The sequence below is a fragment of the Paenibacillus sp. YAF4_2 genome (assembly GCF_052113225.1).
Taxonomy (GTDB): Bacteria; Bacillota; Bacilli; order Paenibacillales; family Paenibacillaceae; genus Pristimantibacillus.
On sequence record NZ_JBFRCT010000006.1, the window covers coordinates 202339 to 215772 of the forward strand.

Here is a 13434-nt window from a genome sequence, read left to right on the forward strand (position 1 = left end):
TTATGTCTTCAACAACTACTGAGTCGCGCAGCGGACGCGCGCGCATGCTGATCTCGTGCCCGGATCGACCGGGTATCGTGGCGGCGGTTTCCCATTTTTTGTACGAGCATGGGGCTAATATCGTACAATCGGACCAATATACAATGGATCCGGAAGGCGGAATGTTTTTCATCCGTTTTGAATTTGATTTGAACGATATGGACAAGGAATTGCCTATTCTTGTCGAAGATTTTGCCCGTGTGGCAGATCGTTTCGATATGAAGTGGCATACGTTCCGTGCGAGCCGCAAGAAGCGCCTTGCAATCTTCGTGTCGAAGGAAGACCATTGCTTAATGGAGCTTCTGTGGCAGTGGAAAGCAGGCGATCTGGACGCGGACATCTCGATGGTTGTCAGCAACCATCCGGATATGAAGGATATGGTCGAGTCATTTGGTATTCCGTATCATCATATTCCGGTAACAGCTGATTCGAAGGTGGAAGCAGAGCGCAAGCAGATGGAAGTGGTCGCTGACAAAGCTGACCTCATCGTGCTTGCCAGATATATGCAGATTATCTCGCCGAAATTTATCGAGCAATTCCCGAACCGCATTATCAATATCCATCATTCCTTCCTTCCGGCCTTTGTTGGCGGCAAGCCGTATGCGCAAGCGTATAACCGTGGTGTTAAAATCATCGGCGCAACGGCACATTATGTAACGGAGGAACTCGATGGCGGCCCGATTATCGAGCAGGACGTCCAGCGCGTCAGCCACCGTGACAACGTAGAGGAATTGAAGCGTATTGGTCGTACAATTGAGCGTGTAGTACTCGCACGTGCTGTGAAATGGCATACCGAAGACCGCATCATTGTGCATCAAAACAAGACCGTAGTCTTCAATTAATCCAATAAATGCTCTAGAAATTCTATATTTTAAAGATGGCAAACGTGTTTTCGGAATGGTACAATATTCAAAGCCATTGCGCTACAACTCGCGCTATATCATGAAATATAGAGAGAACGAGCAATTTTACACAGGAATTAGGAGGAAGTATGTAATGACAGTTACACAAAAATCGATTGAACAGCTTTCGATCGACACGATCCGCACACTTGCAATCGACTCCATCGAGAAAGCTAAATCCGGACATCCAGGTATGCCTATGGGCGCAGCTCCAATGGGCTACCAATTGTTCGCGAAAAACATGAACCACAATCCGTCGAACCCGACTTGGATTAACCGTGACCGTTTTGTTCTGTCCGCAGGACATGGTTCGATGCTGCTTTACAGCTTGCTTCACCTGAGCGGTTATGATCTTCCACTGGAAGAGCTGCAAAACTTCCGTCAATGGGGCTCCCTGACACCAGGTCACCCAGAGTTCGGCCACACTGCTGGCGTTGACGCTACAACTGGTCCACTTGGACAAGGTGTTGCAATGGCAGTAGGTATGGCGATGGCAGAAGCTCACCTTTCAGCGACTTACAACAAAGAAGGCTTTAACGTTGTTGATCACTTCACATACTCCATTTGCGGCGACGGCGACTTGATGGAAGGTATCTCTCATGAGGCAGCTTCCTTCGCAGGTCACTTGAAGCTTGGCAAATTGGTTGTTCTATATGATTCGAATGATATCTCCCTTGACGGCGCACTTGATCTGTCCTACTCCGAGAGCGTTCAAAAACGTTTCGAAGGTTACGGCTGGCAAGTTCTTCGCGTAGAAGACGGCAACGATCTGAATGCATTGTCCAAAGCAATCGCTGAAGCGCAAGCTGAAGCAGGTAAACCAACTTTGATCGAGGTCAAAACTGTTATCGGTTACGGCAGCCCGAACAAAGGCGGCAAAGGTGGACATGCTGGTCCTCACGGTTCCCCACTGGGTGCTGATGAGACTAAATTGACAAAACAATTCTACGGCTGGTCGGAAGATCATCAATTCCATGTACCAGACGAAGTTCGCGCTCACTTCGCAGAAGTGAAACAAAACGGCGAGCAAGCAAATGCAAAATGGAACGAAATGTTCGCAGCTTACAAAGCGGCTAACCCAGAACTCGCAACTCAATTCGAGCTTGCTACTTCCGGCCAACTGCCTGAAGGCTGGGACGCTGACCTTCCTAAATACACAACGGCTGACAACGCAGTATCGACTCGCGTAGCATCGGGTAACGCCCTGAACGGCCTAGTGAAAAACGTGCCTAACCTGGCTGGCGGTTCCGCTGACCTGGAGAGCTCGACAATGACTCACCTTAAAGGTCTTGAACAATTCAAACCAGGCAGCTACGACGGCCGCAACATCTACTATGGTGTTCGTGAGTTCGGTATGGCTGCAGCAATGAACGGCATGAGTCTGCATGGCGGTATGAGAGTATTCGGTGGTACGTTCTTCGTATTCACAGACTACCTGCGTCCAGCTATTCGTCTTGCTGCTATCATGAAGCAACCAGTAACTTACGTTCTGACGCATGACTCGATCGCTGTTGGCGAAGACGGTCCTACACATGAACCTATCGAGCAACTGGCTTCGATCCGCATCATTCCTGATCTGACAGTTATTCGTCCTGCTGATGCGAACGAAACTTCTGCAGCTTGGGCTTACGCGGTTGAAAACCAAAGCAATCCAGTAGCGCTTGTTCTGACTCGTCAAAACCTGCCGATCCTGGAAGGCACTGTAACTGGTTCCCGTGACAACATCAAACGTGGTGCTTATGTTGTATCTGATGCAGCAAACGGCGCTCCACAAGCTCAAATCATCGCTACAGGTTCCGAGGTTCAACTTGCTGTTGCTGCTCAAAAAGCACTTGCTGAAGAGGGCATTCAAGTTCGTGTTATCAGCATGCCAAGCTGGGATCTGTTCGAGAAACAAGAGAAAGCTTACAGAGATTCCGTTATTCTGCCAGAAGTTAAAGCTCGCGTAGCGGTAGAAATGGCTCATCCATTTGGTTGGGAACGTTATGTTGGCGACCAAGGCACGATTATCGCAATCGATCGTTTCGGCGCATCCGCTCCTGGCGATCGCGTAATCAAAGAATACGGCTTCACTGTTGAGAACGTAGTGAGCAAAGTTAAGTCCGTACTGTAATCCAATAAGTATTGGCGTAGAGGAGCTAACCATAATGTCACAATTTGAAAATGTAACTGTTGTCAAAGAAGCTAATGTTTACTTTGACGGTAAAGTAACAAGCCGTGCTGTCCTGTTCGCAGACGGCACGAAAAAAACGCTTGGCATTATGCTTCCTGGCGACTATGAGTTCGGCACGGATTGCATTGAAATTATGGAAATTTTGGCTGGTGACCTGAAAGTGCAGCTTCCTGGGGAAACAGAATGGCTGCATATCCAAGGTAAAGGTGAATTTACCGTTCCAGCTAACACGAAATTCAAGCTTCAAGTAGCGACAGTAGCCGACTACTGCTGCTCTTACATCTACGAATAGCATTGATTGAAAAAGGGGCCGTCCCATTCGTCATAAATATGACGATGGGACGGCCCCTTTGTATTTAGGTTAAACAGCACACTGCGCATTTCAATGTTCTTCCGATCGCCATTGCTCAGGGATTCCTTTGAATCAACGAGGTATGGTTGGTATCCCTTCACAAAAACGACCGCTTGAAAGCTTTCTGCAAGAAAGCTGCTTCGTAAGCATGCGCTAACGCTTCTCCAGAATCATTGAAATGCTCCGTTGCCATTAACCTGTTAATTTCAAAAACAGCAAGAAACTAAAAAAAAGTGGCCATGATAGGAACTGCATGGCCACAATTAATTACACTTTCTTGTTATTTTTATCACCGATTTTACGGCCGATCCATTGCTCGTAGGCTTGCGTGACGCTGCTCATGTCAAGCTCGCCAAGACCCATAGAGTCGCCGACCTGGAACAAGCTTTTTGCAGCTTCAAGCATTGGGGTTGGTACCTTCAAATTATCCGATAATACGGATGATAAGCGAAGGTCCTTCAGCATAAGCGCTAAAGAGAACTGGACGTCATAGTCGCTTGCGAGAATTTTATCGCCTTTCAGCTCCGCCGTCCGGCTGGCTGCACCACCCGATTGCACGAGCTCGAAGAACGCGCTGCCGTTAATACCGCCTTTTGCTGCAATTGCCATACCTTCGGCAAGTGCCGCCATATTAATGCCGACAATCGTGTTATGGGCGAGCTTGGCGGTAGCACCGCTGCCGTTAGCCCCCATATGTATCACTTTGCGTCCCATGGCAAGAAGAACGTCCTCCACGGCTTTGAGAGCAGCGTCAGTACCGCCGACCATAAACGTCAGTGTACCGCCCTCTGCAGCGGGCTTACTGCCTGTTACTGGAGCATCCAGGAATACAGCACCCTTTGATTCGGCTGCTTCTGTCAGCTCTAGAGCCAAGGATGGGGAGATGGTACTGCTGTCGATCAGTGTTGTACCCGAAGCGACTGCTCCGAAGATACCATTCTCGCCAAAGTAAACCTCACGGATGGCAGCATCATTACTGATCATGGTAATAACGATATCCGATCCGCGAACAATGTCCGCTGGGGTTGCTGCTTCTTTTGCACCAAGTGTAATCAACTCGCCGGCTTTTCCGGATGTCCGGTTGTAGACCGTAACGTCAAATCCTTTGCGAAGCAGGTTCGCAGCCATTCCATAGCCCATAACACCAAGGCCGATAAATCCAATTTTTTTCATTTTATTTTCCCTCCTGTGCATTTATAAATCCTAAAGTATTTATAAGTATTACCTTATAAAATGGCTTAGAATTCTTCGGAGTGAAACGCGCCACGCTGTCAAAGGACGGCGAAGCCGTTTCACCTTGGTATGATGGATTATCCATCAGCTATAAATACTTTTACTAATCATTATAGATAATCTTCATACCTTTTTCATTGTTTAGTCGCTTGTTTTTCAAATCTAAATCCTATATTCTAAAGGCTAAGACAAGCAGGTTACTGAAAAACATGATCAGGGAGGCCTTTTTTTAATGAGTAAAACAGTAAAATTTGATTACACGAAAGCACTTGGCTTTATTGGACAACATGAAATTGATCACCAAACAGAACAAGTTCGTGTCGCCCACGAACAATTACATAACGGTACTGGCGCAGGATCTGACTACCTTGGCTGGATCGATCTGCCAACTAATTATGACAAAGAAGAATTTGCTCGTATTAAGCAAGCTGCTGAGAAAATCAACTCCGATTCCGAAGTTTTGATCGTAATCGGTATCGGTGGTTCTTACCTCGGCGCACGTGCAGCGATTGAGATGCTGTCGAACTCCTTCTACAATCTGCAAACGAAAGAACAACGCAAGACTCCTCAAGTTCTGTTCGCAGGCAACAACATCAGCTCCACTTATGTGACTCACCTGCTTCAATTGATCGAAGGCCGTGAATGGTCGATCAACGTCATCTCCAAATCCGGCACAACAACTGAGCCTGCGATTGCCTTCCGTATTTTCCGTGAAGCACTGGAGCGCAAATATGGTAAAGAAGAAGCTCGCAAACGGATCTATGCAACAACTGACCAAGCTAAAGGCGCCCTCAAAAAGCTGGCGACTGAAGAAGGTTATGAGTCGTTCATTATTCCTGATGACGTAGGCGGTCGTTACTCCGTTCTGACAGCGGTAGGCCTTCTGCCAATCGCCGTTGCTGGCATCGACATCGACGCGATGATGCAAGGTGCAGCAGACGCATCCAAAGAATACAGCAATCCGAACCTCGCTGAGAACGAGGCTTATCAATATGCAGCAGCACGTAATGCGCTGTACCGCAAGGGCAAAGTAACAGAAATTCTCGTGAACTACGAGCCAAACCTGCACTTTGTATCCGAGTGGTGGAAACAGCTCTTCGGCGAAAGCGAAGGCAAAGACTACAAAGGCATCTATCCGGCATCCGTTGATTTCTCGACAGACCTGCACTCGATGGGCCAATTCATTCAAGAGGGTAACCGTAACATCTTTGAGACTGTTATCCAAGTAAACGAAGTATCGGAGCATATCACAATCGGTACTGACGCTGCTGACCTTGATGGACTTAACTTCCTGACAGGCAAAACAATGGACTTCGTGAACAAAAAAGCATTCCAAGGTACTCTACTTGCTCATACTGACGGTCAAGTGCCTAACTTTATCGTGAACATTGCGGACATGACACCATATACATTTGGTTACATGGTGTACTTCTTCGAGAAAGCATGTGGCATCAGCGGTTACCTGCTTGGCGTGAATCCATTCGATCAACCTGGTGTTGAAGCGTATAAAACGAACATGTTTGCTCTGCTGGGTAAACCGGGCTATGAGAAAGAAAAGGCTGAGCTCGAAGCTCGTCTGTAATGCTGGAACGTTTTTCAACGGTAAGAGAGTATAACAGCGAAGAGATCGTCATTAAGAAATCTCGGTTTATCGGATATGCGAAGCCGGTAGAGACGGAAGAAGAAGCTGTTGCTTTCATTGATGAGATTAAACGGCTTCACCGCAGTGCGACGCATAACTGCTCTGCTTATGTTGTAGGGGGACGCGACCAGCATCAGAAAGCATCCGATGATGGTGAACCAAGTGGAACGGCTGGCAAGCCAATCCTTGAGGTCATCAAGCATAAGGGGTTAAAAAATGTTGCGGTTGTCGTAACCCGTTATTTTGGCGGTATTATGCTTGGAGCAGGCGGTCTTGTCCGTGCCTATACGGATGGAGCTGTGGCCGGCATCGAAGCAGCTGGAGAGATCGTTAAAGTACTGCACCGTGAAGTATTCGTTGACGTGGACTACACGTGGTACGGTAAATTGGAGAATGAGCTCCATGGCCGGGGCACGCGGCTTGGCGGAACCGAATTTATGGACCGTGTTATCGTAAAATGCCTGCCTGTCGTTTCGGAAGCGGATGCCTTTATCGCATGGATGACTGATTTGACCCAAGGCCAAGCGGTAATCACTGAAGGCGAAGAGCTTTATTATATTGAAGGCGAATAATGAAAAAGCCGCATGTTGTCTTGAGCCCAAGACAATGTGCGGCTTTTGCTTGATATAGAATCGAAAATAACAAATTTGGACAGCCAAACAGAGCAGAAATTGTAAAAATGGGATTGACTAGACCAGTTGTTGTCTGCTAAATTAAGAATACCAAGTGATCTAATAGGAATTCTATATTTACTAACATTTATTTCAGCAAACACCTGCGGCTCGAGCCGATGGTTTGGAGGTCAAAGGCAGCATGAATGTCATGTTTCGCAGTAAGTGGTGGAGCTTCGGATTCCGAAGCGCGATAATGCTCTACTTTGTTATCTTAATTGTACTTCCCATTATCGGAATTTATTCGCAGTCAGTCTCAAGCGGTTTCGTACCGTTCTGGGAGAGTATATCAGATCCTCTGGCATGGAAGGCAGTCCTGCTGACTATCAAGCTGGCACTTATTGCAACCGTCATTAACGTGCTGCTGGGGTCTATGATTGGCTGGGTACTTATCCGTTACCGTTTTCCAGGGAGACGGATCTTAAATAGTTTGGTTGATTTGCCGTTTGCTCTTCCGACAGCAGTAACCGGGCTTATGATTTTGTTATTGCTTGGTCCGGGCAGCCTCGTTGGTGATTTGGCTTCAAAACTTGGTTTTGAAATCGTCTTCCACCAGCCTGCTATCGTCATTGCGATGGTGTTCGTTACCTTCCCGTTTGTGATCCGGGCTGTACAGCCTTTGCTCGAAGAGATCGACAAATCGGAAGAGGAAGCAGCCTATACGATGGGTGCGACCAAGCTGCGTACGTTCTTTAGTGTCATCTATCCATCGATGCTCCCAGGCGTGCTCAGTGGTGCGATGCTGGCCTTTTCCAGAGCGCTGGCAGAGTTTGGAGCGGTTGTTCTTGTTGCAGGTAATATACCGGGCAAGACGCTTATAGCAGCCGTTTATATTTTCGGGGAAATTGAAAGTGACAATCCGCAAGGAGCCGCAGCCGTTTCTGTATTACTGCTGACGCTTTCGTTTATCATTTTATGGACGGTCAACCTGATTCAATCTAGGAGGCCGGGCAAATGACAATTAGACGAACGTGGATTGGGCTTACGTATATTGTGTTTACAGTATTGTTAATTATTCCGCTTATTGAAATATTCACAGGCTCTTGGGCGGATGGCTGGAGCGGTTTTGCTGAAGGCTTAACCCGTAAGCAGTCCATTCATGCCTTGCAGATGACCGCTAGTATCGTTGTTGTCGTAACGGCTATAAATACCGTATTTGGTGTCATGCTCGCGCTGTACCTGGTTCGAGCTGAGTGGATGGGAGCACGCTTGAAGCGACTGCTCAACAGCATTGTTGATCTACCGTTTGCTGTATCACCTGTTATTGGCGGTTTGATGATTGTTCTCTTGCTTGGACCAAACACAGTGATTGGTGCCTTTTTCGAAGATGCTGGATTTAAAGTGGTGTACGCTTTGCCAGGCATGATCTTAGCTTCTTTGTTCGTCACCTTCCCGCTTATGGTGCGTGAAGTACTGCCGGTTCTGCAGGAGATTGGTGCCCAGCAGGAAGAGGCAGCGTCTACACTAGGCGCGTACTCGTGGTATACGTTCTGGAAGGTGACATGGCCTTCGATTCGATGGGGTGTCATCTATGGTGTCGTTCTGACGGTTGCTAGAACACTTGGCGAATTTGGCGCGGTTCTGGTCGTTTCAGGAAACATTATGAATAAGACGCAGACTGCTACGACTTTGGTCTATCAGGATGTCGAGAACTTTAACGTCGTTGAAGCCAATGGTGTAGCTTTGGTGCTTGCGGTGTTCTCAGTTGGCCTTCTCCTTTTAATGGAATGGGCGAAAAAACGAAAGGAAGTGCATTAAGCCATGCATATTGAAGTTCGCAACCTTAACAAAAGCTTTGGCGATTTCCATGCCGTGCAAGATGTCAGCTTTGAGATTGAAAAGGGTCATTTGATTGGGCTTCTTGGACCAAGCGGTGGCGGTAAAACGTCGATTCTTCGTATGCTGGCTGGCCTTGAGACACCTACCTCCGGCGATATCATTTTTCATGGCAAGCGTGTAAATGATCTTCCTCCGCAAGAGCGGGGGATCGGCTTTGTCTTCCAGAACTATGCACTCTTCAAACATATGACCGTGTATGATAATATCGCTTTTGGGTTAAAAGTGAAGAAACATTCCAAAGAGCAGATTCGCGAGCGTGTATCTACGCTGGTTGAGCTTACAGGTCTCAAAGGCTTTGAGCATCGTTATGTGCACCAGCTCTCTGGTGGTCAACGTCAGCGTGTTGCATTCGCCCGTGCGCTTGCTCCTGAACCGCAGCTCTTGCTGCTAGATGAGCCGTTCGCAGCGATTGACGCAAAGATCCGTACGGAGCTTCGGACTTGGCTGAAAGAGATGATAGAGCGTGTCGGCATTACGTCGATCTTTGTTACCCATGACCAAGACGAGGCCATTGAAGTTGCGGATGAGATTATGATCATCGGCAAAGGCAGGCTTGAGCAGAAGGGTACGCCTTGGGAGATTTACAAAAATCCTGAAACGCCGTTTGTTGCAAGCTTCATCGGTGAGTCAACGATTGTAGAAGATATTAAAGTATTAAAAGGCTTTGATTCTGCACTGAATTATCCAGGAACAAAAGCACTCATTCGTCCAGAGTATATTGAGATCGGCAAGCCAGGAGAGATCCGCCTGCAATCTGCGACGGTAAATGCAACGGTGAAGGCTTTGCATTTCCGTGGCAGTGAATGGATGGTTGAGCTCTTAGTCGACAATGTGAAGCTGATTACGTACCGCTCGCTGGAGAAGGAAGTCCTACAGCCAGGTGAACAGGTAAGTGTACTCGTTCATCGTGCTTATCTCTTTAATGATACGGACAGCTGGATTATGGAAAACAGCTTGAAAGTTGACCCAATGCCAATTCATATCTAAGCGTTTGAACACTCATTTTTAGCAGAAAGAGTTGTATACGAACATGAATATAAATCGAAGAGCAAGCCGGCGGATCGCCGTGCTGCTCCTTACGGTTCTGCTTCTTATTACAGCAGGCTGCGGTAAGGAGAAGCCGGAACCATCCACCGATTCTACCGCACAAGACGGTGATGTGACGCTTGTCATCGGTGCCTATTCCGTAGTAAAGGATGCGTTCAGTGAGCTGCTGCCGCAATTCCAGGCCTATTGGAAAGAGCAGACAGGTCAAAAGGTTGTTTTTCAAGAATCGTATGAAGCCTCAGGTACACAAGCCCGTGCTATTGCCGGCGGTTTTGAAGCAGATGTAGCTATTTTGGCGATGGACGGCGATCTGGATAAAATAACAGATGCGGGTTTCATCACTTCCGATTGGAAGGCACAGCCTAATCATGGTCTGGTAACGAAATCGATTGTGGTACTAGGCACGAGAGCGGGGAATCCGAAGGGGATTAAAGATTGGGATGACTTAACTCGCAAAGATGTTAAAGTACTGTATCCAAATCCCAAAACCTCAGGTGGAGCGCAATGGGACATTAATGCGATCTACGGTGCAGGACTCAAGAAATCGGAAGCAGAGACGGGTACGAAGGACCCGGAATTTGCGAAGAAATATTTGGCGTCCATCCATAAGAACGTGGAGTCACTAGATAAGAGCGGTCGTGCTTCAATGGCAGCATTCGAATATGGCGTTGGTGATGTTATTGTGACGTACGAGAATGAGCTGCTCGGCCGGATTATGAATGGTGTGAAATACGATATCGTGATTCCGAAGAATACGATTCTAATTGAGAACCCAGCGGCTGTTGTAGACAAAAATGCTGATAAGCATGGAACACGTAAAGTAGCGGAGGCGTTTATCTCTTATCTGCAAAGTGAAGAGGCGCAGCGTATATTCGTGAAATACGGTTTCCGTTCCGTTAACGAGAAGGTGGCGGCGGAGTCGAAAGACAAATACGTCGAGCCCGAGGGATTGTTTGATATTGGGTATTTAGGCGGCTGGAAAGAAGTCCGCCAGACGCTTTATTCGAAGAAAGGCGTCTGGTACCAGGTGCTTGCGGGAATTTAATCGGATGATAAGAAAAAACCTCCATTCAGCAGCGGCAATTAGCAGCTCAGAAATGGAGGTTTTTTTGCTTGAAATTTTTATTTTGCAGCAGGCTGCAGCACGAATTTCTCAATCACATGGCGCACGCCTTCTTCATTGTTTGATAACGTAATGTAGTCAGCAATTTCTTTCAGCTTAGGCGTAGCATTGCCCATTGCAACACCAAGTCCGGCAGCTTCGATCATTTCATGGTCATTCCACGCGTCGCCGATGGCAATCGTTTGATCGATTGTGCAGCCGAGATGTTCCGCCATGAAGCGAAGGGCATGGCCCTTTGTTCCTTCTTTGTGCATGAACTCCAGATAATGTGCTTTGGATTTCGTAATATGAACCCGATCGCCAATCATCGGCTTCAATTGCTCGGCAAGCTGATCGAGATAAGCAGGATCGTCGATAATGAGCATTTTATTGTTAGGCTTGTCCAGCAGAGCCTCGAAATCATCGGCTACAACGTAAGGGATATTCGTTAGGGTAGAATATTTGATAGCTTTGTCGTTTGCTTCTTTGACATATAGAATATCGTCCGCATACAGCTGCAGATGCAGACCATGCTCTTCAGTGAACGCATACAGCTCTTTCGCCGCATCCTGAGGCACACAACGTTCATAGAGGACCTCGCCGTCCAGTAAAGTTTTGACGAGCGATCCTTGGTACGTAATGATCGGTACGTTTAGTTGGATTTGGTCAGCGATTTTTTTGGCAGAAGCGTACATCCGGCCTGTTGCAAGTGTAACCGTTACACCTTGCGCAATAGCCGCCTCCATCGCTTTCTTAGTTCCTTTGGTTACAATCAGATCATCGTTAAGAAGCGTATCATCAACATCAATGGCAATTAATTTGTACATATTCTCTCTCCTATCTATATCTCGTCCATTTAAAAGCTAGGTTGATTGTAGCGGAAAATAATGCCCGGTTCAAGCGTATGCAGGCGGGCTCTTCCCAATATTTGCTCAGCAGCCCCTAAATGAGCTACAGTAGAAGACAGAACGATCAGTCATAAGTCAGGAGTGACCTTAAGTGAAATATTTCTCGAACGCCGACGCCAAACAGCGGGTAACGACGCTTGCGATTCTCGGAGCATTACTATTTACAATTATCGGATTTATATTAGGCTGGCTGTGGATGGAGGTACGCTATCCGATGCTGAAAGAGCCTTCATTCCGCAATTTTACCGTATCCTATAATACGATTATGGATAAATATTTGAATGGAGCAAAATCAGAGGATCTGATTAACGGTGCTTCTCAAGGTATGCTCGCATCCCTAGGAGACCCTTACTCCAGATATTTGATTAAGGATCAGGGCAGCGCTTATACGCAAGGCTATGAAGCTGAGTTTTCCGGAGTAGGGATTACGCTTCAAGAGGCGGACGGCAAATTTCTTGTTGCGAGTTTGACGGAAGGGGCGCCAGCAGAGCGTGAAGGTGTCCATGCTGGGGATGAGATCGTTGCGGTGAACGGGACGTCGATTGTAGGAGAAGCCTATGAGGATATTATCACGCTGCTACGCGGCGATGTGGGTACGAAGGTAAAGCTGACGCTGCAGCGTGGAGGAGCGGCGAAGCCAATTGAGGTGGAGCTGACACGGGAATCGATCGCGGTTCATACAGTAACATCCGAGATGCTTAGCGGCGGAGTAGGACATGTGACGATATCGAAGTTTGCAGAGAAAACCGATGCTGAATTCAAGACCGAAGTGGAGAAGCTGCAAAAAGACGGGATGACCAAGCTGCTGCTTGATCTTCGTTCGAATCCCGGCGGGCTGCTGAAATCTACTATTCAAATTGCTAATATGCTGGTGCCGAAGGATAAAGTGATCCTGAAGGTTGTCTACAAGAACAACAGTAAGACAATTACCTACAAGTCGAAGCAGGAGAAGCCTTGGACGATTCCAATTGTGGTGCTTGTAAACGGCCAATCAGCCAGTGCCAGCGAAGTGCTTACGGCAGCACTTAAGGAATCCGCAGGCGCGACAGTTGTAGGAGAGAAGACATTTGGCAAGGGGATTGTCCAAACGTTCCAGCAGTTTAAGGATAAATCTGTACTGAGTCTTACGGAAGCGCAGTGGAAAACACCAGGTGGTACATGGATTCACAAGCAAGGGGTAACACCTGATGTCACGGTAGCTCTGCCAGCTTTCGCAAGTCTAAGTCAGCTTCCTTTTGGTACAGAGCTTAAGGTGGGCAGCTACGGGGAAAATGTGAAAACTCTACAGCTCATGCTGAAGGAGCTTGGTTATACACCGGTAGGGGATATTGGTTTGTTTGATGCCCGGACCTCCGATGCATTAAGCCGCTTCCAGAAGGATCAGAAGATGACAGTGACCGGTGCATTTAACGATATGACGGGTTACCGTATTATTGAGCTGCTGAGCAAGAAGCTGAAGGAAGAGGATACGCAGCTACAGAAAGGGATCGAAATTCTAGCCAGCAAATAAGCCGAAGCTATTGACA

The 13434-nt window shown here is 47.5% G+C and carries 12 protein-coding genes; 10 read left to right on the forward strand and 2 right to left on the reverse strand.

What is annotated here, in order from left to right:
• The first annotated feature begins 2 nt into the window (after positions 1 to 2).
• From purU to ppnP, 3 genes are all read left to right on the forward strand, one after another.
• Entirely contained in the window at positions 3 to 881 is an 879-nt protein-coding gene (purU, locus tag AB4Y93_RS16095) for a formyltetrahydrofolate deformylase (protein ID WP_441893635.1), read from the forward strand.
• Between the two features lie 154 nt (positions 882 to 1035).
• Positions 1036 to 3054, forward strand: a complete 2019-nt coding sequence (gene tkt / locus AB4Y93_RS16100) for a transketolase (RefSeq protein ID WP_441893637.1) — start codon at positions 1036 to 1038, stop codon at positions 3052 to 3054.
• 34 nt (positions 3055 to 3088) lie between these two features.
• Positions 3089 to 3406, forward strand: coding sequence for a pyrimidine/purine nucleoside phosphorylase (ppnP, locus tag AB4Y93_RS16105; RefSeq protein ID WP_167282030.1), 318 nt, complete (start codon positions 3089 to 3091; stop codon positions 3404 to 3406).
• A 327-nt stretch (positions 3407 to 3733) separates the two neighbouring features.
• Here ppnP and AB4Y93_RS16110 read toward each other — a convergent pair whose 3' ends face one another.
• Entirely contained in the window at positions 3734 to 4639 is a 906-nt protein-coding gene (locus tag AB4Y93_RS16110) for an NAD(P)-dependent oxidoreductase (RefSeq protein ID WP_441893640.1), read from the reverse strand.
• 292 nt (positions 4640 to 4931) lie between these two features.
• On the opposite strand from AB4Y93_RS16110, the gene AB4Y93_RS16115 reads away from it, so the two are divergent.
• From AB4Y93_RS16115 to AB4Y93_RS16140, 6 genes are all read left to right on the forward strand, one after another.
• Positions 4932 to 6281, forward strand: a complete 1350-nt coding sequence (locus AB4Y93_RS16115) for a glucose-6-phosphate isomerase (RefSeq protein WP_441893642.1) — start codon at positions 4932 to 4934, stop codon at positions 6279 to 6281.
• Entirely contained in the window at positions 6281 to 6913 is a 633-nt protein-coding gene (locus AB4Y93_RS16120; protein WP_441893644.1) for a YigZ family protein, read from the forward strand. The genes AB4Y93_RS16115 and AB4Y93_RS16120 overlap by 1 nt, the downstream gene beginning before the upstream one ends.
• A 241-nt stretch (positions 6914 to 7154) precedes the next feature.
• Positions 7155 to 7970, forward strand: a complete 816-nt coding sequence (gene cysT, locus AB4Y93_RS16125; RefSeq protein ID WP_167282038.1) for a sulfate ABC transporter permease subunit CysT — start codon at positions 7155 to 7157, stop codon at positions 7968 to 7970.
• A gap of 2 nt (positions 7971 to 7972) precedes the next feature.
• Positions 7973 to 8770: a sulfate ABC transporter permease subunit gene (locus tag AB4Y93_RS16130; RefSeq protein WP_441893941.1), complete on the forward strand. Its 798-nt coding sequence runs from the start codon at positions 7973 to 7975 to the stop codon at positions 8768 to 8770.
• 3 nt (positions 8771 to 8773) lie between these two features.
• Positions 8774 to 9838, forward strand: a complete 1065-nt coding sequence (locus AB4Y93_RS16135; RefSeq protein WP_441893646.1) for a sulfate/molybdate ABC transporter ATP-binding protein — start codon at positions 8774 to 8776, stop codon at positions 9836 to 9838.
• A gap of 43 nt (positions 9839 to 9881) precedes the next feature.
• Complete coding sequence (locus tag AB4Y93_RS16140; protein WP_441893648.1) at positions 9882 to 10943, forward strand: sulfate ABC transporter substrate-binding protein; 1062 nt, start codon at positions 9882 to 9884, stop codon at positions 10941 to 10943.
• Positions 10944 to 11020: 77 nt separating this feature from the next.
• Here the strand turns inward: AB4Y93_RS16140 and AB4Y93_RS16145 are convergent, their stop codons facing one another.
• The gene (locus AB4Y93_RS16145) at positions 11021 to 11827 is read right to left on the reverse strand and encodes a Cof-type HAD-IIB family hydrolase (protein WP_441893650.1); all 807 of its coding nucleotides are present in this window, start codon (positions 11825 to 11827) and stop codon (positions 11021 to 11023) included.
• A 172-nt stretch (positions 11828 to 11999) separates the two neighbouring features.
• Here AB4Y93_RS16145 and AB4Y93_RS16150 point away from each other — a divergent pair, with 172 nt between their 5' ends.
• Positions 12000 to 13418, forward strand: coding sequence for a S41 family peptidase (locus AB4Y93_RS16150; RefSeq protein ID WP_441893652.1), 1419 nt, complete (start codon positions 12000 to 12002; stop codon positions 13416 to 13418).
• The last annotated feature ends 16 nt before the right edge of the window (positions 13419 to 13434 follow it).